Source organism: Pseudomonas sp. TAE6080 (genome assembly GCF_018732265.1).
GTDB lineage: Bacteria > Pseudomonadota > Gammaproteobacteria > Pseudomonadales > Pseudomonadaceae > Aquipseudomonas > Aquipseudomonas brenneri.
Genome location: NZ_JAHIDY010000001.1, coordinates 69,434 through 94,846 on the forward strand (window position 1 = coordinate 69,434; position 25,413 = coordinate 94,846).

At 61.8% G+C, this 25,413-nt stretch carries 20 protein-coding genes, 1 tRNA gene and 1 pseudogene; 14 read left to right on the forward strand and 8 right to left on the reverse strand.

Going from position 1 to position 25,413, the window contains the following annotated elements; genetic code table 11:
* The first annotated feature begins 14 nt into the window (after positions 1-14).
* Positions 15-230, forward strand: a complete 216-nt coding sequence (locus KL786_RS00355) for a hypothetical protein (protein ID WP_032861905.1) — start codon at positions 15-17, stop codon at positions 228-230.
* Here the strand turns inward: KL786_RS00355 and yacG are convergent.
* From yacG to KL786_RS00375, 4 genes are read right to left on the reverse strand one after another with little or no spacing between them, the layout of a single operon-like run.
* The gene (gene yacG, locus KL786_RS00360) at positions 227-430 is read right to left on the reverse strand and encodes a DNA gyrase inhibitor YacG (RefSeq protein WP_032861907.1); all 204 of its coding nucleotides are present in this window, start codon (positions 428-430) and stop codon (positions 227-229) included. The genes KL786_RS00355 and yacG overlap by 4 nt on opposite strands.
* Positions 427-1,050 (reverse strand): dephospho-CoA kinase, encoded by a 624-nt coding sequence (coaE, locus tag KL786_RS00365; RefSeq protein WP_215516350.1) that lies wholly within the window; start codon positions 1,048-1,050, stop codon positions 427-429. Before coaE ends, yacG begins: the two co-directional genes overlap by 4 nt.
* Positions 1,047-1,919, reverse strand: coding sequence for a prepilin peptidase (locus tag KL786_RS00370; protein ID WP_215516351.1), 873 nt, complete (start codon positions 1,917-1,919; stop codon positions 1,047-1,049). Before KL786_RS00370 ends, coaE begins: the two co-directional genes overlap by 4 nt.
* A 2-nt stretch (positions 1,920-1,921) precedes the next feature.
* Complete coding sequence (locus tag KL786_RS00375) at positions 1,922-3,142, reverse strand: type II secretion system F family protein (protein ID WP_215516352.1); 1,221 nt, start codon at positions 3,140-3,142, stop codon at positions 1,922-1,924.
* Positions 3,143-3,345: 203 nt separating this feature from the next.
* On the opposite strand from KL786_RS00375, the gene KL786_RS00380 reads away from it, so the two are divergent.
* From KL786_RS00380 to KL786_RS00395, 4 genes are all read left to right on the forward strand, one after another.
* On the forward strand, positions 3,346-3,756 hold the full coding sequence (locus KL786_RS00380) for a pilin (RefSeq protein WP_215516611.1): 411 nt from the start codon (positions 3,346-3,348) through the stop codon (positions 3,754-3,756).
* A gap of 82 nt (positions 3,757-3,838) precedes the next feature.
* Entirely contained in the window at positions 3,839-5,245 is a 1,407-nt protein-coding gene (locus tag KL786_RS00385; RefSeq protein WP_215516353.1) for an O-antigen ligase family protein, read from the forward strand.
* 39 nt (positions 5,246-5,284) lie between these two features.
* Positions 5,285-5,357, forward strand: a tRNA-Thr gene (locus tag KL786_RS00390).
* 136 nt (positions 5,358-5,493) lie between these two features.
* Positions 5,494-5,799 carry a DUF6388 family protein gene (locus tag KL786_RS00395; RefSeq protein WP_215516354.1) on the forward strand — a complete coding sequence of 102 codons (306 nt, stop codon included), beginning with the start codon at positions 5,494-5,496 and terminating at the stop codon, positions 5,797-5,799.
* 73 nt (positions 5,800-5,872) lie between these two features.
* Here the strand turns inward: KL786_RS00395 and nadC are convergent, their stop codons facing one another.
* Entirely contained in the window at positions 5,873-6,721 is an 849-nt protein-coding gene (nadC, locus tag KL786_RS00400) for a carboxylating nicotinate-nucleotide diphosphorylase (protein WP_032861918.1), read from the reverse strand.
* 268 nt (positions 6,722-6,989) lie between these two features.
* On the opposite strand from nadC, the gene KL786_RS00405 reads away from it, so the two are divergent.
* From KL786_RS00405 to KL786_RS00425, 5 genes and pseudogenes are all read left to right on the forward strand, one after another.
* Positions 6,990-9,149 (forward strand): DUF1631 domain-containing protein, encoded by a 2,160-nt coding sequence (locus KL786_RS00405; protein ID WP_215516355.1) that lies wholly within the window; start codon positions 6,990-6,992, stop codon positions 9,147-9,149.
* Between the two features lie 62 nt (positions 9,150-9,211).
* The gene (gene ampD / locus KL786_RS00410) at positions 9,212-9,775 is read left to right on the forward strand and encodes a 1,6-anhydro-N-acetylmuramyl-L-alanine amidase AmpD (protein ID WP_065944233.1); all 564 of its coding nucleotides are present in this window, start codon (positions 9,212-9,214) and stop codon (positions 9,773-9,775) included.
* Complete coding sequence (gene ampE / locus KL786_RS00415) at positions 9,772-10,608, forward strand: regulatory signaling modulator protein AmpE (protein WP_032861923.1); 837 nt, start codon at positions 9,772-9,774, stop codon at positions 10,606-10,608. The genes ampD and ampE overlap by 4 nt, the downstream gene beginning before the upstream one ends.
* 1,850 nt (positions 10,609-12,458) lie before the next feature.
* Positions 12,459-12,986: pseudogene (locus KL786_RS30005) on the forward strand (methyl-accepting chemotaxis protein); the annotation flags it as partial.
* A gap of 129 nt (positions 12,987-13,115) precedes the next feature.
* Positions 13,116-13,556, forward strand: a complete 441-nt coding sequence (locus KL786_RS00425; protein WP_154841557.1) for a hypothetical protein — start codon at positions 13,116-13,118, stop codon at positions 13,554-13,556.
* Here the strand turns inward: KL786_RS00425 and KL786_RS00430 are convergent.
* A complete protein-coding gene (locus KL786_RS00430) occupies positions 13,476-14,279 on the reverse strand; it encodes a TatD family hydrolase (RefSeq protein ID WP_215516357.1) in 804 nt (267 codons plus the stop codon). The genes KL786_RS00425 and KL786_RS00430 overlap by 81 nt on opposite strands.
* A 2-nt stretch (positions 14,280-14,281) precedes the next feature.
* The gene (gene cra, locus KL786_RS00435) at positions 14,282-15,277 is read right to left on the reverse strand and encodes a catabolite repressor/activator (RefSeq protein ID WP_215516358.1); all 996 of its coding nucleotides are present in this window, start codon (positions 15,275-15,277) and stop codon (positions 14,282-14,284) included.
* A gap of 283 nt (positions 15,278-15,560) precedes the next feature.
* On the opposite strand from cra, the gene ptsP reads away from it, so the two are divergent.
* From ptsP to KL786_RS00455, 4 genes are all read left to right on the forward strand, one after another.
* Positions 15,561-18,419 carry a phosphoenolpyruvate--protein phosphotransferase gene (gene ptsP, locus KL786_RS00440; RefSeq protein WP_215516359.1) on the forward strand — a complete coding sequence of 953 codons (2,859 nt, stop codon included), beginning with the start codon at positions 15,561-15,563 and terminating at the stop codon, positions 18,417-18,419.
* Positions 18,420-19,361, forward strand: a complete 942-nt coding sequence (gene pfkB / locus KL786_RS00445; RefSeq protein WP_215516360.1) for a 1-phosphofructokinase — start codon at positions 18,420-18,422, stop codon at positions 19,359-19,361.
* An 11-nt stretch (positions 19,362-19,372) separates the two neighbouring features.
* Complete coding sequence (locus tag KL786_RS00450) at positions 19,373-21,079, forward strand: PTS fructose-like transporter subunit IIB (RefSeq protein ID WP_215516361.1); 1,707 nt, start codon at positions 19,373-19,375, stop codon at positions 21,077-21,079.
* Between the two features lie 77 nt (positions 21,080-21,156).
* Entirely contained in the window at positions 21,157-22,698 is a 1,542-nt protein-coding gene (locus tag KL786_RS00455) for an alkaline phosphatase D family protein (protein WP_215516362.1), read from the forward strand.
* Between the two features lie 54 nt (positions 22,699-22,752).
* On the opposite strand, the gene KL786_RS00460 is transcribed toward KL786_RS00455, so the two are convergent.
* Entirely contained in the window at positions 22,753-25,278 is a 2,526-nt protein-coding gene (locus KL786_RS00460; RefSeq protein WP_215516363.1) for a PepSY domain-containing protein, read from the reverse strand.
* Between the last annotated feature and the right edge of the window lie 135 nt (positions 25,279-25,413).

Consider the following 25,413-nt stretch of genomic DNA (forward strand, 5'->3'; position numbering starts at 1 on the left):
CCAGGAGCACGATCATGAGTGTGTACGAGTGGGCGCGACAAGAGGTACGCAGGAGTCAGGAAGCGGCACTGGAAATTGGCTTTGACCCTGGTTTGAGCCTGCGTGCCCTGCTGAGTGCCGTGGTGCAGCAGAGCAAGGGCGTGCGCAGTTTTGAAGACCTGGCCGACGAGCTGCAATACCTTGCAGAAAACCTCGACGACCAGCAGGAGTACGCTTTTATGCGGCCTTAGTGGGCGCGCGGTGGCAGATCTTCCGAGAACAGTTCGTCTTCGGCATCCGGGCTGACTGGAATTTTGTGTTCTTCTGCGGCCCAGGCGCCCAGGTCGATCAGTTTGCAGCGATCCGAGCAGAATGGCCGGTTGAGGTTGGTCGCTTTCCATTCCACGGGGGCGCCGCAGGTTGGGCATTCGACGGTCAAGGGTTGGCTCATGTTCGGCCTCCACGCAAAGTAAGGTAAAAGTGGTGCAGTCGCTCGACCTCGGCCTGCAGCCAGGCCAGGTCTTGGTCATTGACCAGTACATCGTCGGCATGGCGCAGGCGATCTTCCCGTGAGGCCTGGGCCTTGAGAATTGCCTGCACCTGTTCTTCGCTGATGCCATCGCGCAGCAGGGTACGCTGAATCTGCGTTGATTGCGGCACATCGATCACCAGGATGCGCTGGGTCATGGTGTATTGGCCCGACTCGATCAACAACGGCGATACCAAGATCGCATAGGGCGAGCGGGCGCGGGCCAGATGGCTGCGGATCTCGTCGGCAATCAACGGGTGCAGCAGGGCCTCCAGCCACAGGCGTTCTTGCGGCGCCTCGAAAATGCGCTTGCGCAAGGCGGCGCGATCCAACTGGCCATCAGGCAGCAGGATCGTGTCGCCGAAGTGCTCGGCAATCTTGGTCAGTGCCGGCCGGCCGGGCTCCACCACCCAGCGCGAGGCGTGGTCGGCGTCGATAAGGTCTACGCCAAGGTCGATAAAGTGCTGGGCCGCAGCGCTTTTGCCGCTGCCGATGCCGCCCGTCAGGCCAAGAATCCAGGGTGTTGCGACAGAAGTGGTCATCTGAAACCGACAGACTGCAAATAGAAGTCGGTTATTTGACCACCCCAGAGCAATGCAATCCAGCCGGCAATCGCCAGATAGGGACCAAAAGGCAGGGGCACCGATGTCTGCGCGTTACGCATGCGTAACAGAATCACCCCCGATATCGCGCCCACCAGTGATGCCAGCAGCAGCGTTAGCGGCAGGATCTGCCAGCCGCCCCAGGCGCCGAGCATGGCCAGCAGTTTGAAATCGCCATAGCCCATGCCGTCCTTGCCGGTACACAGCTTGAACAGCCAGAACACTGCCCACAGGCTCAGATAGCCAGCGACCGCGCCCAACAATGCATCGGGCAAGGTGACGTACAGCTCGAAGTAATTGAGGATCAGCCCGAGCCACAGCAGCGGTAACACCAGTACATCCGGCAATAGCTGGTGGTCGGCATCGATCAGGCTCATGGCCAGCAAGCCCCAGCTCAAAAACAGGACTCCTGCGGCCGGCCAGCCGAAGCCGTAGTGCCAGGCAATAAATGCCGAGAGCAGCCCGCAGGCCAGTTCGGTCAGCGGGTAGCGCGGGCTGATAGAGCCGTGGCACCGTGCACAACGTCCCCTGAGGAACAAGTAACTAAGGAACGGGATATTTTCCCACGGACGAATCGGCGCCGAGCAATGCGGGCAGCAGGAGTTGGGGTGCAACAGGTTGTAGGTCGGGCCGTCGGGCTCCGGGGGCAGGCCAAGTATTTCATGGGCCTGGGCGCGCCAGTCCCGTTCGAGCATTTTTGGCAGGCGCCAGACCAGCACGTTGAGGAAGCTGCCGACGATCAGCCCCAGCACCAGTGAACACCAGACGAACAGCCAGGGGTGAAGGATCAGGAGTAGGTCCAGGGTCATGTTCAAAACGCCGTGCCGAGCTGGAAGATTGGCAGGTACATGGCGATTACCAGCGCCCCGACAATACTGCCGAGAACCACCATGATCAGCGGTTCCATCAGGCTGGTCAGGTTGTCCACCAGGTTGTCGACGTCCGTCTCATAATGATCGGCGACCTTCTCCAGCATACTGTCCAGTGCGCCCGACTCTTCGCCGATGGCTGTCATCTGTATCGCCATGCCAGGGAACAGGCCGCTGGCGGTCATGGTTCGATTCAATTGCATTCCTATTGCCACGTCCTGGCGCATACGCATGATTGCCTGTTTGAACCGCTCGTTGCCGGCGGCTGCGGCCACTGAATCCAACGCTTGTGCCAGCGGTACGCCGGCGGCAAAGGTGGTGGCGAGTGTACGGGCGTAACGGGCGACCGCAGTTTTTTTCAGCAGTGTGCCTGCCAGCGGCACTTTCAACAAACCAGCGTCCAGCCAGAGGCGAAAACCAAGGTGTCGACGGTAGCTGTGGCGTAACCCCCAGGCAGTCGCGCTCATGGCCAGCAACAGCACCCACCACGCGCCTTGCATGAATTCTGATAGCACGATAACCAGCAGGGTAAAGCGCGGTAGAGGTGTGTCGGTGCCGGCGAACAGGCTCTCGAACTGGGGCACGACGTGGATCAGCAGGATACTGCTGACCAGCATAGCCACAAGCAGGACCGCCAGCGGGTAGGTCATGGCTTTCTTGATCCGGGCCTTGAGGCGCTGGCTCTTTTCCAGGTGGGTGGCTACCCGTTCCAGCAGGGTTTCCAGGGTGCCGGCCTGTTCGCCTGCCGCAATCAGGCTGCAATACAGGGGGCTGAAACACTGCGGCTGTTTCAATAACGCATCGCTCAAGCTGTTGCCGGCGGCAACCTCCTGCTTCAATCCTTGGGTCAGCGTGCGCATGGCCCGGCTGCCGAGGCCTTCGCCAATCATATCGAAGGCTTGCAGCAGGGGGATTCCCGCTTTCAGCAGGGTCGCCAGTTGGCGAGTGAACAGGGCAATATCGGCAGGAGAGATGGGGTTGCGCAGGCCCGAAAGAAGGCTGGAGCGTAGCTGCACCCGAATCGGGTTGATACCTTGCCGGCGTAATTGGGCCTTGATCACAGCCGGGCTATGGCCGCGGGTTTCGCCGGACACCTTGCGGCCATTGCGCAACGTGCCTTCCCAGGCGAAGGTGGCGGTGGAGTTCACGGTGACATCATTCATTGGGAGCGACAGCTCATCGACAGGTGAGGATTTACAGCTTAGTCAGGCCTGTGTGTCCGTCAGGCGATTGGGCAGGGGAAAAATGTCAGATTGTGCGTCTTGTGAGCGCCTGGCCCGACGCGGATGAGTACACTGGCGCGGTTGTTGAGGGCAGGGCGCAGGATGTGCCTTGCGATGGGGTTTTATTCTGGAGAGTGAGTGTGATGCGTCAGAACGGCTTTACTTTGATCGAGTTGTTGATCGTCGTGGCGATCATCGGCATCTTGGCCACGATTGGCCTGCCCATGTATACCAAGCACCAGGCCAAGGCCAAGTTCACGGCGGGGTTGGCGGAAATCTCGGCGTTAAAGGCAGGTTTTGAGGACACCTTCAATCAGGGCACCACGCCCACGCTGGCGCTGATTGGCGGTACCAGCCCGACCGCGAACTGCGTGATCAGCGTTGCGGGTGATGTGGCCTCGGGAACGGGCTCGATTGCCTGCGAAATCCTTGATGCCCCAGCGCCCGTCCAGGGCAAGATCATTACCCTGGCACGCAGCGCCACAGACGGTTGGAAGTGCGCCACCACTGCTCAAGAGCAGTACGCTGCAAAAGGTTGCACGGCTGGCAGCTGAGGCCGGGCGGCGAAAATCAGTGACCGGAGCCTGTTGGATATGACGGGCTCCCAGGCACGTCACAGGGAAGTAAAGGTTGCCCATGACGTTATCCGTGCAACAGCGAGGAAGCGTGTTCTTGGTGGTGGCGCTGAGCCTTTTGCTGCTGGGCATCACCCTGTCCTTCAGTGGTCATGACTGGCAGCGTGTGATGCAGGTCGGCGTGGGTGTGTGTGCGCTGGTCTATGGCCTGTCGATTCCCGCCGGTCGCCTGGTCGACAAACCTACCGCTATCGGCCTGGCGCTGGTGTTCGGCCTCGGCCTGGTTTCTTCGTTGTTGGGCCACCAGCCCCTCTGGGCGTTGACCGAATGGGCGCTGATGATCACCTGCGGGGTGATTGTCGCGGCTTTTGCCTGGTTGCGGCGCAATGGCGACCAAACCCTGGATCAGGCGCTGATCCTGTTTGTGTTGCTGCTATGCCTGATCAAGACCCTTCAATATGGATACGCAGGCGTGCTGGCGTTTACCAGTGGCGAACCGACACTGGACACCGACCTCCTGCTTTCCGGGTTCTCCAACAAGCGTTTCTACGGCCAGTTCCAGACCTTTACCTTACCCTTGCTGGCGTTGCCGCTGCTGCTCGCGAGCACCTCGCGGTTGGCGCGTGGGCTGGTGTTTACCCTGTTGTGTGCCTGGTGGTTGATTGCAATCAGTGGCGGTACCCGTGGCACCTGGCTGGGTATCGGAGTTGTCGCAGTCGTCCTGGCTTTTTTGGGGGGCGCAGGGCGTCGCTGGTTGATCTGGCAGCTGGCTGCGCTGTGTGGCGGGCTGTTTTTGTACTGGCTGTTGTTCACGGTGTTGGCACGTTATCTGGGGATCGAAATCGCCAGCCTTTCCAATGATCGGCTCACCACCAGCCTTTCAGGTCGAGAAGTGATCTGGTGGCAAGCCTGGGACATGCTCCGCGAACGGCCGTGGCTAGGCTTCGGGCCGATGCACTTTGCCGATATCCCTAACCCGATTGCCGCCCATCCGCACCAGGCAATCTTGCAGTGGGCCAGTGAATGGGGCGTGCCCTCGGCCTTGTGTGTGTCGTTGCTGGCACTGCGCGGCGGCTGGGCCACGTTGATGGTGATTCGCCGGCAAGGGCCTGCTGGGGCATCGCAAGACCTGTTGCGCCTGTGTCTATTCGCCGCTTTGATGGGTGCGACGGTGCAGGCCATGGTCGATGGGGTGATTGTGATGCCTTATTCACAACTATGGCTGGCGCTGGTGGTGGGCTGGCTGCTGGCATTGCATCCGTGGCGCACACCCGTTGCCGAGCCGATGCCGCTGTTGCGTCGGGCCTGGCAGGTGTCGGCGGTGCTTTCGGTGGCGTTGCTGGTATTTGTCGTGTACCGCGACCTGCCAGGCGCCACTGAGCGCAGCCAACACTACATCGACGTTACCAAACGCCATCTGCAGCCACGGTTCTGGGTCCAGGGAGTCATTGCGCCGCATGTCCGGTAAGTTGCCGGGCGCCCAATGCAGTGCTAGCTTTAGCCCACCGCCCGTGTAGCTCAGTTGGTAGAGCAGCGCACTCGTAACGCGAAGGTCGCAGGTTCGACTCCTGTCTCGGGCAAAAAGGCACCACAGTTTTCAGATGATCCCAGAATGGTTCTGAAGGCCAGATGAACCGGTATTCGTGCCCGTTCTTTTGTATCTGCGCAACCTTGATGACCCAGATGCATCCCCATTCCTCGATCTAAGAGAACGCCATGACCACGACAGCAATGACCCAGGAAGTGCGGCACGCAGAAGCCCTCAAGAAATACCTTGAGGAGTCGCCGCAGCTTAAGGAAGAGATCAAGGACCTGAGCGCTGATGACCAGCGCGACCAGATCCAGTGGGCATTCGAGGACGAGGCCGAGAGCCAGGGCTTCCAGCCTTGGGAGCTGACCCTCAAGTACACGTCCACGCCGCAAGATTTCGAGGCGGCACGCCTGGCCCTGCACAAGGAGGCTGCCGAGGTGTTGGGTGTCGGCTGGGAAGAATATTGCGAGATGAACGATTTGGTGGTCTAGAAGCAGCGGCAAGTTTCAAGCCTTAAGCTGCAAGTGGCGCCAGGCGCTCTTGCAGCTTAAAGTTTGTAGCCACTCAAATACTGAGCCGCATCGACAAGTCCACCGCCTTCACATCCTTGGTCATCGCCCCGATGGAGATGTAGTCCACGCCGGTTTCGGCAATGGGCAACAAGGTGCTTTCATTGATCCCGCCGCTGGCTTCGAGCTTGGCCTTGCCGCCGTTCAAGCGTACGGCTTCGCGCATGTCGTCCAGGCTCAGTTCATCGAGCATGATGATATCGGCACCCGCCGCCAGGGCTTCGCGCAACTCTTGCAGGCTTTCCACTTCGACTTCCACCGGCTTGCCTGGGGCGATCTTGTGGGCGGCCGTAATGGCCTGGGCAATGCCACCGCAGGCGGCGATATGGTTTTCCTTGATCAGGAACGCGTCATACAGGCCGATACGGTGATTGTGGCAACCGCCGCAGGTCACTGCGTACTTTTGCGCCAGGCGCAGGCCGGGCAGGGTCTTGCGGGTGTCCAGCAGCTTGACCTGGGTGCTGGCGACAAAGTCCGCCAGGTATTGCGCACGCGTGGCCACGCCCGACAACAGTTGCAGGAAGTTCAGCGCACTGCGCTCACCGGTCAACAGTGAGCGAGCGGGACCTTCGAGGTGGAACAGCGCCTGGTTGGGGCTCACGCGTTCACCGTCGCGCACCTGCCAATGCACGGCAACCCGCGGGTCCAACTGGCGGAACACGGCATCGACCCAGGCAGTGCCACTGATGACGGCAGCATCACGGGTGATGATCGTGGCCTTGGCCAGCCGTTCGGCGGGGATCAATTGTGCGGTGATATCGCCGCTGCCGACATCTTCCAGCAGTGCGCGGCGCACGTTGGCTTCGATTTCGGCGGTGAGGTCGGCGAGGCGTAGATTCGGCATAGCGGGCTCCACATACAAAGTGCCTCGATTATAGGGGCATGGCAGCGCCGAACCCAAGGTATGCCGCCATAACCTGCCTGATTACAAAGCGCCTACAGAGTTTGCTGGCGCTACAGGGGCTATTTGCAAGATAATCTCGCGCCTTGCAATTGGCGTCATAGCTTTGACGTCTCGGTGATCTACAGATAATCGCGGTAACCGCCGGTATTCCATCGGCGGTTGCAGTGATCGTTCACTCAACCGAACCCCGTCGCTCCAGGAGGCCAGCATGCACAATGACGCAAAGGTGGTGCCGATCAACAAGATCGCTGCACACGCGATGCCGTCGCCGCTCGCCCGCCTGCCCGTGATCGTGCTCCAGGTTCGTGACAAGGCCACGCAGCAACTCGACCGGGGTTTGCAGGAGTTGTTCGATAACGCCGACGACACCCTGTTCGAAATGGCCGACAAGGCCCGCAACAGCGCCGACCACAATATTTTCTTTGAAGCGATGCGCGACCTGCGCCTCAAGCGCAAGAACTTCGAACGTGTGTTCATGGAGCAGCTCTTCGCGGCGTTCGCCAACCTGGGGCAGGCCGGGCAAGGCGAGTTGCTGTTACCGACGGTTTCCTACGACGAGACGCCTGGCGTGTGCGCCGACGACCTGGAAAAAGCCGTGGCCCTGGAGGCCATGCTCGACAAGGTCATGCACCGTTACGGCCTGGCGCTGGGGCAACTGAGCGCCCGCCTGGGTGTGTTGTTGGGCAAGCGCCTGGATGATCGGGAAAACCCCCTTGGCCCGGCGATGCTCTGCGAGTACTTCCTGCGGGCCGGGCGCAGCCTGGGGGTGGAGATCCGGGTCAAGCTGATCATTTTGAAGCTATTTGAAAAGTACGTACTCAGCGATGCCGACCTGCTGTACGGCGAGGCCAATCAGTTGCTGGTCGCCACGGGCGTGCTGCCTGAACTCAAGGCCGTACCTTCGCGGCGTCCTGGCGAACGTGCAAGCAGGGCCCGCCCGCCCGTCGAGGCAGCCCCGGCGGTCGACCCACAGGCCGACGAAGCCGAGCAACAAGTCTTCGCCGCCCTGCAAGAACTGCTACTGACAGTCCGTGGCAGCGTGGCCCCGACCCTGGAGGCCAGTGCCCAGGCCCAGCCTATTTCTACCCGCGACCTGCTGCGCCTGCTGTCCCATTTGCAACAATATGTACCGGAGCCTGCGGTCGAGGACGATTTTGACTTGCGCCGCCAATTGGAAGAGCTGCTCACCCGGGTCAGCGTCAAGAGTGGAAAGTCGCGGGTAGTCGAAGATGCCGACGAGGATGTGATCAACCTGATCGCCATGTTGTTCGAGTTCATCCTCGACGACCGTACCTTGCCTGACTCCCTCAAGGCGTTGATTGCGCGCCTGCAAATTCCCATGTTGAAAGTGGCCGTGCTGGACAAGAGTTTTTTCAGCCGCGCCAGCCACCCGGCGCGGCGCCTGCTCAATGAAATCGGGACCGCCGCCATGGGCTGGGGCAAGCGTGATGATTATCAGCGTGACAGCCTGTACCTGCGCATCGAGCAGGTGGTGCAGCGGCTGCTGAACGATTTTGTCGATGACCCGGCGATTTTCTCGGTGCTCCTGCACGAGTTCACCGCGTTTACCCAGGATGAGCGCCGTCGCAGTGAGCTGCTCGAACAGCGTACCCGCGATGCCGAGGAAGGGCGCGCGCGCACTGAGCAGGCTCGGCAGCGGGTTGCGGATGCGCTCAATCAGCGCTTGCTGGGTAAGGTCTTGCCACATTTCGTGGTGCAGTTCCTGCAGCAGGCCTGGAGCCAGGTCTTGTTGCTTGAATGCCTAAAACATGGGCAACACTCGCCGCAATGGCAGGCGCGGTTGCGGACCATGGATGAGCTGATCTGGAGTGTCGGCCTGAGTGAGGACACTGAAGCCGGTCGTCGCTTGCTGGAGCAATTACCCGCGTTGCTCAAGGCCCTGCGCGAGGGGGTGAGCGAGGCGGCGTTTGACTCCTTTGTTACCCGGGAGTTTTTTATCCAGTTGCAGGCCCTGCATACCCAGGTGTTCCAGGGGGCAACGCTGCCCCGCGTGACGCTGATCGAAGTGCGCGAGGATTCGAGTGCCGAGATGCCGGTGGAGACGGTCAGCCTGGCAGAGAATGATCCCGATTTGCTCAAGGTCCTCCAATTGCGTATCGGCAGTTGGGTCGAGTTCCGCGAAGATGAAGACAATGCCCTGCGCTGCAAGCTGACGGCGATTATCGAGCCGGCCAACAGCTATATTTTTGTCAATCGCACAGGTCTCAAAGTGCTGGAAAAAACCTGCACCGAACTGGCCCTGGAGTTCAAGCGTGGCGGGGTGCGCACCCTGGATGATGCGCTGTTGTTCGACCGCGCACTGGCGTCGGTGATTGGCAATCTGCGGCAACTCAATCGCGCCAAGTGATCGCAACCGCCAGGCGGATCACGGCATACTGAGTGCTCCCAAGTCTTGCGCAAGGAACCTGTATGCAGTTGGACCCCACCAGCGGTTGGTGCCAGGGCGTTGCCCATTGCCCATCGCCCAACTTCAATGAACGCCCGGGCGGCGAGATTTCCTTGTTGGTGGTGCACAACATCAGCTTGCCACCGGCCCAGTTCGCTACAGGCAAAGTGCAGGAGTTTTTCCAGAATCGCCTGGATGTCACGGAACATCCCTACTTTGCAGGTATCGCCGACTTACGGGTATCCGCGCACTTTCTGATTGAGCGTGATGGCGCGGTGACGCAATTTGTCTCCTGCCAGGACCGCGCATGGCATGCCGGTGTTTCCTGTTTCGAGGGGCGTGAGACCTGCAATGATTTTTCCCTGGGGATCGAGCTTGAAGGGACCGACGACCAACCCTTTACCGATGCCCAGTACCAATCCTTGATCGAACTGAGTCGCCAATTGCTGGCCGCCTACCCGGGCATCACGCTCCAGCGCATTTGCGGTCATAGTGACATCGCCCCAGGACGCAAGACCGATCCTGGACCGGCTTTTGATTGGGCGCGTTTTCGCGGCGCCTTGCAGGAAGGAGGACATGCACAATGAGTTTTCTGGTGTTGGTGCTGGCGGTGTGGATCGAGAAGTTCTCGGCCTTGCGTCAGCGGGTACAGCGTGATGGCCGCTGGCTGCGCGAGCTGGCCCGGCTTGAGTCGAGCACGCGGCTGGGCAAGCAACCCTGGCTGATCCTGGCGCTGCTGGTACTGCTGCCGGTGGCGCTGCTGGGGCTGTTGCTGCTGGTCCTGGAACCGGTGGCCTATGGTTTGCTGGCACTGCCGGTGCACCTGCTGGTGGTGATCTACAGCCTGGGGCGCGGTGATCTGTTGGGCCAGCTCGGGCCGTTCCGTGATGCCTGGCGCCGGGGGGACCTGCAAGCGGCTGAGCATGTTGCCGAACGCGACCTGGCCATTGGCGCCGACAGTGGCGAGCAACTGCTGGAGCGGGTCCAGGGCCATTTGCTGTGGCAGGCCTACCAGAGTTTCTTCGCGGTGATTTTCTGGTATTTCCTCCTCGGCCCTGTGGTGGCCCTGGCCTACCGCTTGCTGGCGCTGGCCAGTGAACGCAGTCAGAACCCATTGGTGGCCGAGCGCGCCGGGCAATTGCGCCATGCTTTCGACTGGTTACCGGTGCGGTTGCTGGCAGCGAGCTTTGCCTTGGTGGGCAATTTTGTCGCGGTCAGCCGGGTCATGCTGCATGAGCTGCTGAACTGGGATATCAGTGCGGCGCAGTTGGTGGAAAAGGTTGGCCTGGTGGCCGGGGAAATTCCGCCGCCGGTAGTGGGTGCAGATGGCATCAACAGCCTGGATCGCTTGTGGGAACTGCTGCTGCGCGCGGCGGTGTTGTGGTATGCCGGGTTTGCGATCTGGACTGTTTTACCCTGAGAAACGCCCTTTGTAGGAGCGAGCTTGTCTCCGGGCGGCGTTCCGACGAAAAACTTACAGGCGCCGCGTTCATTCAGTAAGTACGCGTTATCGTTGACGTTTTTCGCGAGCAAGCTCGCTCCTACAGAAGGCGATGACCGCTTAACTGACTGGCATTAGAGCAATTTCCCACAGGGAAGATGTGTTGGTATCAAGAAATCGGTCGGCCTATTAAGCGCCGCCGATCGCGTTAACCTTAAGTTACAAAACTCCCCGCCGATTTAAGCTATACAGACAGCGCGCCCAATAGTGGCTTTCTGCCGCTGCCCTGCGCCTTCAATAAAAATAAAAGAAAAGGGAGTTCATCTGTGAAGAGCTTGCTCTATCCCGCCATCGCGCTGATGAATCGCCTGAGCTTTGGCATGAAGTTCAGCCTGATCAGTGTGTTGTTTTTCCTGCCGATGCTGGTGACCAACTATTACCTGGTGCGCGACTCCTGGCGTGAGTTCCAGGGCACGCAGGTTGAGTTGCAGAGCCTGGACCTGCTGGGCAGCAGCCTGATCCTGCGCCGCGACCTGGAAACCCTGAACAATCAGGTGCAAATCAACGCCACCCTCGGTCAGTCGGGCAAGGCGGGCGATATCGAAAGTCAAATCAGCGCATTGGAACTGCGCGTCCTTGAACGCCTGCAAGGCTTCCAGGCGATGACGGCCGATCCCGAGCAAGTTGCGGTGTTCGAGGGCAAGCGCGACGAGATGATCGCGGCCTTCAAGGTCCAGCAAAGCGAATCTTCGTTGTTGAGCAAAAGTGCGCTGATTGGCAAGTTGCTCAACAAGGCGCAGATGTTCAGCCAGATCATTGCCAGCCAGTCGGGGTTGAGCCGTGATGTGCAGGGTGATGTGCGCCAACTCAGCGAACTGGTGACCAGCGTCACCCCGCAAGTCACCCAGACCTTGGGCGAGGGCCGGGCCATGGGCGCGTACTCCCTGGGCCAGGGCTTTCTCAACTCATCGTCCAGCACGCGTTTTGACGAACTGTTGCAACAGTTGGAAAAGCTCCAGGCTGAATACGGCTTGAAAGTGCAGGATGCCCTGAACTCCAGCAAGGCCGCCCATGACGCGTTGGATACCTTGGCCCAAGCCAGCCAGGCCAGCCTCAAGCAGGGCAGCGAACTGTTCGAGGAACAGGTAGTGATGGCCGAGACCCTGGAGGCGCCGTGGCAGGGTTTTTATGATCAAGTGACAGCCTTGATGGCCAAGACCTATCAACTGGACGATGCGACCCTGTCCTTCCTCGACCAGCAACTGCAACAGCGCCTGGCCCAGAACCGTACGCACATGGTGGTGCTGGTCGCGGCGCTGGCGGCGGTGTTCCTGTTGATCTTCTATCTGTACGGCGGCTTCTACGCTTCGACCCGCACCACCCTGCGCCGCCTGGGCGCGATGATGGATAAGGTCGCTGCCGGGGACATGACGGTCAGCTTCAAGTCCCAGAGCCGCGATGAGTTGGGTGAGTTGGGTGAGGTGTTCAATGGCACCGTAGCGAAAATCCACGATCTGATTGAACGGGTAGGGCAAACCGTCCAGGAAGTCGAGCATCAGGCCGGGCAAGTGGAGTCGGTTTCGGCGCGCAGCAACCAGGCGGTGTCGGGCCAGCGCAGCCAGATCGAACAGGTGGCAACGGCCATGAACCAGATGTCGGCGACCGCCCACGAAGTCGCGCGCAGTGCGGCCGCGGCTGTCAGCAGTGCCCACAGCGTCAACGATGAAACCCTTAGCGGGCGTGGCCTGGTGCAATCCCAGCAGGGCAGCATCGCGCAACTGGCGTCCGAGATCGACCAATCAGTGCTGGTGATCAATCAACTGGCGATCGACAGCCAGTCCATCAGCAGCGTGCTGGAAGTGATCAAGAGCATTGCCGAACAAACCAACCTGCTGGCCTTGAACGCGGCCATCGAGGCGGCGCGGGCGGGCGAGCAGGGGCGTGGGTTTGCCGTGGTGGCCGATGAGGTGCGCACCCTGGCCCGGCGCACCCAGCATTCCACTGAAGAGATCGAGCAGATGATCGCCAAATTGCACCAGGGCGTGGGTGCGGCGGTGAAGGCCATGGGCAGTAGCCATAAAATGGCCAGCGGTACGGTCGGGCAGTCGGAAAAAGTCCAGCTGGCCCTGGAAAATATCCTGGGCGCGGTAGGCATGATCGTCGACCAAAACCAGCAAATCGCTGCGGCGGTGGAGCAACAGACGGCGGTGGCCCATGACATCGACCAGAACATCGTCGAGATCAATCGGGCTGGCGAGCACGCGGCCCAAGGTGCGCATCAGACCGAAGAGGCCAGCCGGCAATTGTCTTTGCAGGTGATTGAGCTGAAAAAGCTGATCGGTGCATTTCGCGTGTAAGACTTTAATGTAGGTTTTATCTGTTGGCTGTGTGGTGCATGTCCTGTTTTCCCGAGTGAGCTTTTTTCGCAACCAGATTGGGTGAGAATTTGTTTCACACCCCATCCAGCGCTTCCGGGAGGCAGGGCCATGACCGCGACAACCCCTGGCGTGAAAGGGCATTGCGCCCATTGCGATATCACCTTCGTACTCAAGCCCTGGCAGCTCAATGCCATTGCCCTCAACGAGCCTTTTGACTGTCCGTATTGCCACAAAGTCCTGCTGCTCAATTGTCCCAGGCAACTGCGCCAGTTGAAGTCCCTGGACAACCTGGCCTTGCTGCGCCCAAGCATGCTCGTGTTGACCTGCGTGGCCTTGTTGGTGGCCCTGGTGGTGGAGTGGGTCGGCTTGATCAGCAAGATCGGGCAATTGAACGTATCACTGGTGGCGATCCTGATTCACTTCCTTACCCTGCGCTACGCCCGCCACCGGCATCGCATGACCCTCACGCTACAGGCGGTGAACCCCATCATCGAGCGGCCAGTTGAACAGTTCGCAGGCGTTGCGGGTGCTCGCCTCGGCCAGCGCTGAAGGGCTGATCCCCATCCGTTCGGCCAGGGCGCTGCAGATTGCCGGCAAGTGCTCTGGGCTGTTGCGTTGGCCGGGGTACATGGCGGGCGCCATGTCTGGCGAGTCGGTTTCCAGTACCACCGATTCCAACGGCAGTTGGGCGATGACCTTGTGCATGCGTAATGCCTGGGGCCAGGTCGGCGCGCCGCCCAGGCCGAGCTTGAACCCCAGCTTGATGTATTCACGGGCTTCTTCGCGGCTGCCGGCGAAAGCATGGATGATTCCGCCTCGGGGCAGGCGGATGCGTTTTAGGGTAGAGATAACGGCTGCGTGGCTGCGTCGCACATGCAGCAGCGCCGGCAGTTGGAAGTCTGCGGCCAACTGCAACTGGGCTTCGAACAGGGTTTGCTGGCGCTCCCGGTCCAGGTGTTCAAGAAAGTAATCCAGGCCGATTTCACCCACGGCACATAGCTGACGGTGGCCCTTGAGGCGCGTCAGCCAGTCACCTAGCTCGATCAGGTCTGCGCGGCGATGTTCATCCAGATACACCGGGTGCAGGCCAAAGGCCGCATGCAGGTCCGGGTCCTGTTGCGCCAAGTCCCACAACCGCTGCCAATTGCGCTGGTACACCCCCAGCACCACCATGCGCCGCACGCCGAGCTGGCGGCTATGCTTGAGCACCTCGTCGCGATCAGCGTCGAAATCCTCGAAGTCGAGGTGGGTGTGGCTGTCGACCAGCTCCATGCCTATCTCTCGTGAATCCGCTGCTTGAAAGTCCGGCCAATCGCATGCACGCCCGGCTGGTAATGCTGCTCTTCAATCGCCGCCAGTGCCAGGCGCAGGGCCGTCTCGGCGATCAGCGCATGTTGCTGGGCCATGGCGTTGACCGGCAGCGGCAGGAAGTCCAGCAACTGGGTGTCACCGAAAGTGCCGAGGCGCAGCGGTCGGGATTTGAGCGGGAAGTCATGCAGCGCGTCAAACACCCCTTGCAGCAGGACGTAGGAAGTAGTCACCAACGCGTCGGGCAAATGCCCCAGGCGTTGCAGGAGTTCTTCCATCAACTGGCGGCCACAGTCGCGACTGAAGGCTTCGCCATGCTCGATCAGAATGTCACCCTTGAAGTCGTGCAGTGCTTGCTGGAAACCTGCCGCGCGCTCCTGGCTGATGCTCAGTTCGGGGTGGGCGCCGATCAAGACGATCTGCCGGGGCAGCGGTTGCAGCAGGCTGCTGGTCAATTGCTGGCAAGCCTGGCGGTCATCGCTGACCACCGAGCAGAACTGCTCGGGCGCCATCACCCGGTCGATGGCGATCACCGGCAGGCCCTTGGCTTGCAGCTCGCGATAACAGTCATCGCTGGCGGGCAGGCAACTGGCAACGAACAATGCGTCGCAACGCCGCGCGCGGAACAGTTTCAGTAACTGGCGTTCGCTGTTGGCATCGTCGTCGGAACTGGCGATCAGCAACTGATAGCCACGGGCCCGTGCGCCTTGTTCCAACAGCTTGGCGATCCGTGCGTAACTGGGGTTTTCCAGGTCCGGCAGGATAAACCCCAAGGTGCGGGTATGCCGGCTGCGCAACCCGGCGGCCTGGGGGTTGGGGGTAAAGCCATGCTCCTCGACCACCGCGCGCACCCGTTCGACGGTGGCGCTGCTGATCCGTTGCTGTTCGGCCTTGCCATTGATGACGTAGCTGGCGGTGGTCACGGACACACCGGCTATGCGTGCAATATCACTGAGTTTCAAACCGGGATTTCCTTGTTTTTTAGAGCTTGCCCCGACATTTTGTCCAATCGTAACCGATTCCTGCACACGACCATTGTCGCAACTCAAGCGCCGAGTGGTGCTTCAAGGATGCAGAATTACTCAGTAATCTGCCATAAATTCTAGATTAAACGTTTCAGCAGGCGTATTTTTACGATGATCGCTGCTGAGTGCCTACTGCCAATTGACCACTCAGTCAGTTATTTTTGCACGGTTTAATCAAAACAATACCTAGTGCGCACCCCGCACTAACTAGGAGAAAGGCATGCTTGAGCTCACCGTAGAGCAGATATCCATGGGCCAGGTGGCTGTGGATAAGTCTGCTGCCTTGCAACTGCTCGCCGAAAAACTGGTGGCCGATGGCCTGGTCGCCGAAGGTTACCTGAGCGGCCTGCAAGCCCGTGAAGCGCAAGGCTCGACCTTCCTCGGCCAAGGTATTGCGATTCCCCATGGCACCCCCGAAACCCGCGATCAGGTGTTCGCCACCGGCGTGCGCCTGTTGCAGTTTCCCCAAGGTGTGGATTGGGGCGATGGCCAGATCGTCTACCTGGCGATTGGCATTGCCGCCAAATCCGACGAACACCTGCGCCTGCTGCAACTGCTGACCCGTGCCCTTGGCGAAACCGACCTGGGCCAGGCGCTGTGCCGCGCCACCTCGGCCGATGCCTTGCTCAAGCTGTTGCAAGGCGCCCCCCAGGAGTTGGCGCTGGATGCCCAGATGATTGGCCTGGGCGTATCCGCCGACGATTTTGAAGAACTGGTGTGGCGCGGCGCTCGCCTGCTGCGCCAGGCCGACTGTGTGAGCAATGGCTTCGCTGCCGTGCTACAGCAAGTCGATGCGCTGCCCCTGGGCGATGGCCTGTGGTGGTTGCACAGCGAACAAACGGTCAAGCGTCCGGGCCTGGCCTTCGTCACCCCGGACAAGCCCATGCGCTACTTGGGCCAACCGTTGAGCGGCCTGTTTTGCCTGGCCAGCCTCGGCGAAGCTCATCAGGCATTGCTTGAGCGCCTGTGCGCCTTGCTGATTGAAGGGCGCGGCCAGGAACTGGGACGGGCCACCAGCAGCCGAGCGGTCCTCGAAGTGCTGGGTGGCGAACTGCCCGCCGATTGGCCCAGCGCGCGCATCGCCCTGGCCAACGCCCACGGCCTGCATGCGCGACCGGCCAAGGTCCTGGCGCAACTGGCCAAGCAGTTCGACGGTGAAATCCGCGTGCGGATCGTGGACGGGCAGGGCGGCGCGGTGTCGGTCAAGAGCCTGAGCAAATTGCTCAGCCTCGGCGCCCGTCGCGGTCAGGTGCTGGAATTTGTCGCCGAACCCGGTAGTGCCGACGACGCATTGCCCGCGCTATTGGCGGCGGTGCAAGCCGGCCTGGGCGAAGAGGTCGAGCCGCTGCTGGCCGTCAGTGCCCGGCTGGACGTGGTCGAGAGCGAGCCGCCACTGCGCGCGCCAGCCTCCGGCAGCCTGATCCAGGCCATCGCCGCCGCGCCTGGGATCGCCATCGGCCCGGCCCATATCCAAGTGTTGCAGCCGTTTGACTATCCACTGCGCGGCGAGTCGACCAGCGCCGAGCGCGAGCGTTTATCCGCGGCATTGCGCGAGGTGCGCGGCGATATCCAGGGTTTGATCGAACGTAGCAAATCCAAGGCGATCCGCGAGATTTTCATCACCCATCAGGAAATGCTCGACGACCCGGAACTGACCGACGAAGTCGACACCCGGCTCAAGCAAGGCGAAAGCGCGCAAGCGGCGTGGATGAGTGTGATCGAAGCCGCCGCCAGGCAGCAGGAGTCCTTGCAGGACGCATTACTCGCCGAGCGAGCTGCCGACCTGCGCGACATTGGCCGTCGGGTGCTGGCACAACTGTGTGGTGTGCAAACCCCACAAGAGCCGGACGAACCCTACATTCTGGTCATGGATGAAGTCGGCCCTTCGGACGTTGCCCGGCTGGATCCGGCGCGTGTCGCCGGGATCCTCACCGCACGTGGCGGCGCTACCGCCCACAGCGCCATCGTTGCCCGTGCCTTGGGGATCCCGGCGCTGGTCGGCGCAGGTCCGGCGGTGCTGCTGCTGGCCTCGGGCACGCCGCTGTTGCTCGACGGCCAACGCGGGCGCCTGCATGTGGATGCCGATGCTGCGACCTTGCAGCGCGCCACCCAAGAGCGTGATACCCGCGAACAGCGCCTCGAGGCTGCCGCCGCGCAACGCCATGAACCGGCCTTGACCCGCGACGGGCATGCGGTCGAAGTGTTCGCCAATATCGGCGAAAGCGCAGGGGTGGCCGCCGCCGTCGAGCAGGGCGCCGAAGGCATTGGCCTGCTGCGTACCGAACTGATTTTCATGGCCCATTCGCAAGCGCCGGATGAAGCCACCCAGGAAGCCGAATACCGCCGTGTGCTCGATGGCCTGGGCGGCCGGCCGCTGGTGGTGCGCACCCTGGATGTCGGCGGGGACAAACCGTTGCCTTACTGGCCGATTGCCAAGGAAGAAAACCCATTCCTCGGCGTGCGCGGCATTCGCCTGACCCTGCAGCGCCCGCAGATCATGGAGGCGCAACTGCGCGCGCTGCTGCGCTCGGCGGACAGCCGGCCGTTGCGCATCATGTTCCCCATGGTCGGCAGCGTTGATGAGTGGCGTGCGGCCCGCGACATGACCGAGCGCCTGCGCCTGGAAATCCCGGTGGCGGACCTGCAACTGGGCATCATGATCGAAGTGCCCTCCGCCGCGTTGCTGGCGCCGGTGCTGGCCAAGGAAGTGGACTTTTTCAGTGTCGGCACCAACGACCTGACCCAGTACACACTGGCTATCGACCGTGGCCACCCAACCTTGTCGGCCCAGGCTGACGGCCTGCACCCGGCGGTGCTGCAACTGATCGACCTCACGGTGCGTGCGGCCCATGCCCATGGCAAATGGGTCGGTGTGTGCGGCGAGTTGGCGGCGGATCCGCTGGCGGTGCCGGTGCTGGTGGGCCTGGGTGTGGATGAGTTGAGTGTGTCGGCCCGCAGTATTCCTGAAGTGAAGGCGCGGGTGCGTGAATTCAGTCTGAGCGAGGCCCGGAGCCTGGCGCAACAAGCACTGGCGCTGGGTTCCCCGGCCCAAGTGCGTGCCCTTGTGGAGGCCGTGTAAATGGCGAAGATTCTGACCCTGACGCTGAACCCGGCGTTGGACCTGACGGTGCGTTTGGTATGCCTGGAACCGGGTGCGGTCAACCGCAGCGAAACCCTGCTCACCCATGCCGCCGGCAAGGGCGTGAATGTGGCGCAGGTGTTGGCTGATTTGGGCCATAACGTGAGCGTGGGTGGATTTCTCGGCGCGCAAAACCCCGAGGCTTTCGAGGCCTTGATCGCCAGCCGAGGGTTTGGCGATGCGTTTATTCGTGTGCCGGGCGAAACCCGCAGCAATATCAAGATTGCCGAGCAGGATGGTCGGGTCACCGACATCAACGCACCGGGGCCGCTGGTGAGTGAGCAGGCACAAGAACAATTGCTCAAGCTGATCGCGGTGATCGGTCCTGAGTTCGATGCGGTGGTGGTCGCCGGCAGTTTGCCGCGTGGCGTCAGTCCGCAGTGGTTTCAGGGCTTGCTGGAAACGCTCAAGGACCTTGGTTTGAAAGTCGCCCTGGACACCAGTGGCCAAGCGTTGCGCGCTGGCTTGAAGGCCGCGCCGTGGTTGATCAAGCCCAACACTGAAGAACTCGCCGAAGCGCTCGACTGCCCCACGCAGACCGTCACCCAACAAGCCCTGGCGGCTGAGCGTTTGCACGCCCAAGGCGTGGAGCATGTGGTGGTGTCCCACGGGGCCGACGGCGTGAACTGGTTCAGCCGGAGCGCAGCGTTGCACGCCACACCACCCAAGGTCAGCGTCGCCAGTACCGTGGGCGCCGGCGACTCCTTGCTGGCGGGCATGCTGCACGGCCTGCTCAGCGGCGAAGCGCCCGAGCAGACCCTGCGCCGCGCCACCGCGATTGCCGCCATGGCGGTCACGCAGATCGGTTTCGGCATCCGCGACGACGCGCAACTGGCGCGTCTCGAAAGCGGCGTCGCTGTGCGCCCGCTGACAGAACAATAAGAGGGTTTGTGATGAAGTTAGCCATTGTTACCGCCTGCCCCAACGGCATGGTCACCAGTGTGCTGTGCGCCCGCTTGCTGGACGCCGCCGCGCAGCGCCAGGGCTGGAGCACCAGTGTCGAAGTGGTGGATGCGAACCACCCCGAGCGCGCACTGTCCCAGGCCACCCTCGACGCGGCCGAATGGGTGTTGCTGGTCAGCAGCACGCCGGTGGACATGCAGCGCTTTGTCGGCAAGCGCGTGTACCAGAGCACCCCGGCCCAGGCATTGCAGGACGTTGAAGCGGTGCTGCAACGGGGCGCGCAAGAGGCCCAGCTGTACGTTGCCAGCGCCGCAGTGCCGACGGCAAAAAACGCACCGCGCATCGTTGCTATCACGGCCTGTCCAACGGGTGTGGCCCACACCTTTATGGCCGCCGAAGCGTTGCAGCAGGCCGCCAAGGCCAAGGGTTATGAGTTGCAGGTGGAAACCCAGGGCTCGGTGGGCGCGCGTACGCCCTTGAGCGAACAAGCCATTCGCGACGCCGACGTGGTGCTGCTGGCGGCCGATATCGAAGTCGCCACCGAGCGCTTTGCCGGCAAGAAAATCTATCGTTGTGGCACCGGCATTGCGCTCAAGCAGTCCGCCGCGATCCTCGATAAAGCCCTGGCCGAGGCCCAGCAGGAAAGCGCCGCCAGTGGCGCGACAGCCAAACCGGAGAAAACCGGGGTCTACAAACACCTGCTGACCGGGGTGTCGTTCATGTTGCCGATGGTGGTGGCGGGCGGGCTGCTAATCGCCCTGTCGTTTGTCTTCGGCATCCACGCTTTCGAAGAGCCAGGCACCCTGGCGGCGGCCCTGAAGACCGTCGGTGACCATGCCTTCACCCTGATGGTGCCGCTACTTGCGGGCTACATCGCCTACTCGATTGCCGACCGTCCGGGGCTCGCGCCGGGGATGATCGGCGGCCTGTTGGCCAGCACCCTGGGCGCGGGTTTTATCGGTGGGATCTTCGCCGGTTTCCTCGCCGGCTACAGCGTCAAGCTGATCACCCGTGCAGTGCCGTTGCCGCAGAGCCTGGAGTCGCTCAAGCCGATCCTGATCATCCCGTTGCTGGCGAGCCTGGTCACTGGCCTGGCGATGATCTACCTGATCGGCCCGCCCGTGGCGCAGATGCTGGTGGGCCTGACGGATTTTCTCAGCACCATGGGCACCACCAATGCGGTGCTGCTGGGCATCCTGCTGGGCGGGATGATGTGCGCCGACCTTGGCGGGCCGATCAACAAGGCGGCCTACGCCTTTTCCGTCGGCCTGCTGGCCTCCCAGAGCGGCGCGCCGATGGCCGCCACCATGGCGGCAGGCATGGTGCCGCCGATTGGCATGGCCATCGCCACGTTCCTGGCACGGCGCAAGTTCGCCCAGACCGAGCGCGAAGCCGGCAAGGCTGCGCTGATCCTGGGCATGTGCTTTATCTCCGAAGGCGCCATCCCGTTTGCGGCCAAGGACCCGCTGCGGGTGATCCCGGCCAGCATCGCCGGTGGCGCATTGACCGGCGCTTTGTCGATGTACTTCGGCTGCAAGTTGATGGCGCCCCACGGCGGGCTGTTTGTGATGCTGATCCCGAACACGATCAATCATGCACTGCTGTATCTGCTGGCGATCGTCGCAGGTAGCCTACTTACCGGGTTGGTGTATGCCGTGATCAAGCGTCCCGAGGCGGCAGAACTGGCACTCGCCTGACCCTGTAGGCGCGGCATGTCATCTGCGCTTCATCCGCCCATGCTTTAGTTTCCCTTTTGATGCTTGGAGGGAAGCCCATGAGCCACTTCAACCTCGGCCGTCGCCGTGTGATCCAGGGTGTCGGCGCCGGCCTGTTGCTACCGGGGCTGGCACCGGCAGTGATAGCTTCGGTCAAGGACCGGCCGCTGTTGACCGATGGCGTGCAGTCCGGCGACTTGCTGGGTGACCGCGCAATGATCTGGAGCCGCTGCGACCGACCGGCGCGCATGGTGGTCGAGTGGGACACCCGCAGTGTATTCAGCAACCCGCGCAGGTTCGTCTCGCCCTTGGCCGACAGCCGCAGCGACTTCACCGCTCGCGTCGAGTTGACCGGTTTGCCAGCCGACCAGGCGATCTTCTATCGCGTGCAGTTCGAGGATGCACAGACCGGCGTGACCAGTGAACCCTGGTTCGGTCACCTGCGCAGCGTGCCGCAACAACGGCGCGATATCCGCTTTGTGTGGAGCGGCGATACCGTCGGCCAAGGCTTCGGGATCAACCCGGATATTGGCGGGATGCGCATCTACGAAGCCATGCGCCTGCGCCTGCCGGATTTTTTTATCCACAGTGGCGATACCATCTACGCTGACGGCCCGGTGCCGGCCCAAGTGACCACCGAAGGCGGGCGCATCTGGCGCAATCTCACCACCGAGGCCAAGAGCAAAGTGGCCGAAACCCTGGATGAATACCGTGGCAACTATCGCTACAACCTGATGGATGAAAACGTGCGTCGCTTCAATGCGCAGGTGCCGCAGATCTGGCAATGGGACGATCACGAAGTGGTCAACAACTGGTCGCCCGGCAAGCAACTGGATGAGCGTTACCAGACCAAGGACATCACCGCCCTGGTAGGCCGCGCACGCCAGGCCTGGCTGGAATATGCACCGATGCGTTTGCAGAGTGCCGACCAGGGTGGGCGTATTTACCGCAAGATTGGTTATGGGCCGTTGCTCGATGTGTTCGTGCTGGATATGCGCAGCTATCGCGAGGCCAACGATGACAACCTGGGCGAGGCAAAACCGTTTCTGGGGCGGGCGCAACTGGACTGGCTCAAGGGTGAACTCAAGGCGTCGAAGGCGCAGTGGAAGGTGATCGCCGCCGACATGCCCATCGGCCTTGGCGTGCCCGACGGTGAGGTCAGCCCCGGTGTGCCACGCTGGGAAGCGGTAGCCAACGGCGACCCGGGCCCGGCCCAGGGACGCGAGCTGGAAATTGCCGAACTGCTGGGCTTTTTACGCGCGCAACAGGTGCGCAACTATGTGTGGCTGACTGCCGATGTGCATTACTGCGCGGCGCATCACTACCACCCGGATCGGGCAGCGTTCCAGGATTTCGAGCCGTTCTGGGAGTTCGTCGCGGGGCCGTTGAATGCGGGGAGCTTTGGGCCCAACCCGCTGGATAAAACCTTCGGCCCGCAGGTGGTGTTTGAAAAGGCCCCGCCGGCGCAAAACACTTCGCCGTTTGCCGGGTTTCAGTTTTTTGGGGAAGTGCAGATCGATGGGCAGACGACGGAGTTGACGGTCACGTTGCGCGACCTGGATGGCGTCTCGGTATTCGAACAAAAACTCCAACCCACCTGACTTGGAATGCCTTCAAACCTGTGGGAGCAAGCCCCACAGGTTGATGGGTGTAGGTCAGTAGACATCCCGGCGATAGCGGCCCTGTTCGATCAGCCGTTCCACGGCCTCACTTCCCAGGATATCAACCAAGGCCTGATCGACCCCTGTCGCCATGCCCTGCAAACTCCCGCAGACATAAATCACTGCGCCATCGGCCAGCCATTTGCGCAGCACATCGGCGGATTCGCGCAGGCGATCCTGGACGTAGATCTTCTCTGCCTGATCCCGCGAAAATGCCAGGTCCAGCAACGCCAGGTCGCCACTGGCCAGCCAGCCTTGCAGCTCGTCCTGGCAGTGGTAGTCATGGGCGATGTTGCGTTCGCCAAACAACAACCAGTTACGCTGTTGGCCGTCGGCAATCCTGGCTTTGAGCAAGCTGCGCAAGCCAGCCAGGCCGGTGCCGTTGCCCAGCAGAATCATCGGCACCGGGTCAGTCGGCAGGTGGAAGCCGCTGTTACGCCGTACGCGCAGGCTGACCGCCGAACCCAGTGGTGCGTGCTCGGTCAGCCAGCCCGATGCCAGGCCCAGGCTGCCGTCGGTATGACGCTCCTGGCGCACGATCAATTCCAGCACACCATCGCTGGCAATCGAGGCGATGGAGTATTCGCGCATGGCCAACGGCACCAGTGCATCCACCAGGGCGCGCGCATGCAGGCCGACCAGATGTACGCGATTGTCCGGCAGCTGACGGCTGGCAAGCACCTGTTCCAGGGGGCGCGCCAAGCCATCGATCAGCACTTCGTCGGTGCCGGCAATGCCCAGGCCATCGAGGAAATGCTCGACGGCCCACGGGCAATTGCGCGGCAGGACTTCCACCAGGTCGCCGGCCAGCCAGTCACGCGGGGCGGGTGGGTTGAGCCCCAGCAGGTAGACACCCGAGCCGCTGCTGTCCGGGTTGAGCAGGGTGCGCTGGCTCAAGGTCCAGTTCTCGTAGCTGGCGCTGGCCCATGCGGCTGCCGGTGCGTGGCCGGTGATCTGGCCCAGTTGTTGTTGCCAGTGCCGCAAGGCGTCCTCGTCGCCGCTGTCGACTTCAACCGGGGCAAACAAGGCGTTGCCGCCCTGGTTGGTCAGCCAGAAGTGCAGGCGCCGGGCAAAGCCGCAGAAGTGTTGGTATTGACGATCGCCCAGGGCCAGCACCGAGTAGTTCAGGCCCTTGAGACTGAGGTCGCTGCCCAGCACGCTGCGTTCGAAACCGCGCGCGCTGTCGGGTGCTTCGCCATCGCCGAAGGTGCTGACCACAAACAGCGCATGGTCTGATTGGCGCAAGTCATCTTCGCTGACGCTACCCAGGGATTGCACCTTCACCGGCAACCCGGCGGCCTGCAATTGGCCGGCGGTCTGCCAGGCCAGTTGTTCGGCAAAGCCGCTCTGGCTGGCGAAACCGATCAGCCACGCGGGTGCATCACTGCGGTTGCTGCCCAGGCTTTTGCGGGCATCGCGCACCTGGCGCTTTTTGCGGCGGCGGTCGAGGTACAGCAGCCAGCCGGTAATAAAGAATAACGGCATGCACAGCGAAGTGACGGTGAGGATGATCCGCCCCACCAGGCCGAAATAACTGCCGACATGCAGCGCGTAGATGCTGGTCAGCAATTGCGCCTTGAGGCTTTTGTCGCCATAGCGCTCAACGCTTTTGACTACGCCGGTGGCCGGGTCCAGGTTGATCTGGTTCAGCGCACGGTCATGGGGAGAGCTCTGCAACAGGTAGTAGACCGTGGCCGGTTGCCCAGCCACGGGCGGCATACGAATGTTGTAGGCGCTCAAGTCCGGGCCGGCGGTGCTGTAGATGCTGCTCCAGATGGCATCGTAGTTGGCGACGGGGGCCGGTCCCGCAGGCGCTGGGCCACGGTTGCGCACCCGCTCGTTTTGCGGGGCATCGGACAACAACCGGGTCAGGCCCTTGCTGTACCACTCATAGGACCAGTACAGGCCGGTGAGCGCGGCCAACAGATAGAACAGCAAGCACCAGGTGCCGAACACCGAGTGCAGGTCCCAGTTGAAGCTGCGGCCTTTCTTGCGCCAGTCCAGGGTCAGCCAGGCACGCCAGCTCGCCACCTGGCGCGGCCAGCGCAGGTACAGGCCGGAGAGGCAGAAGAAGATCAGGATCAGCGTACAGGCACCGGTGATTTGCCGGCCGGTGTCACCGATGGCCAGGAAGCGGTGCAGTTGCAGCATCAGGCCGAAAAAATCCTGGCCGACGGCATCGCCCAGGTAGTCACCGGTGTAAGGGTCGAAGTAGCGCATCTGGCCCCGGCGCTCGCCCGGTGGCGGGGTGAAGAAGACCCGTGCGGCGTTGCCGCTTTCGCTTTCCACCCACAGCATGGACACGGCCTTGCCTTCGGTGGCTTCGAGCTTGCGCACCAGTTCCGCCGGTGGCAGCACGCCAGCCGGTTGCTTTTGCACGGTCAATACCGTCGGGTTGAGCGCCCGCAGGATCTCATCCTGGAACGAGTACGCAGCCCCGGTAATCCCCATCAAGGCCAACACCAGCCCGGCGCTGATGCCGAAAAACCAGTGCAACTGAAATAGGGTTTTCTTCAACACGTCGGACGGCCTCGCTGAGCTGGATAGTAATTTTACGGCGCGCATTATGCCGTGAGTTGTCGAGAAAGATTCTTTTTTACATACGAAAGCCCCGGGCATCCGATGCACGGGGCTTTTGCATGAAACGTCTGGCTG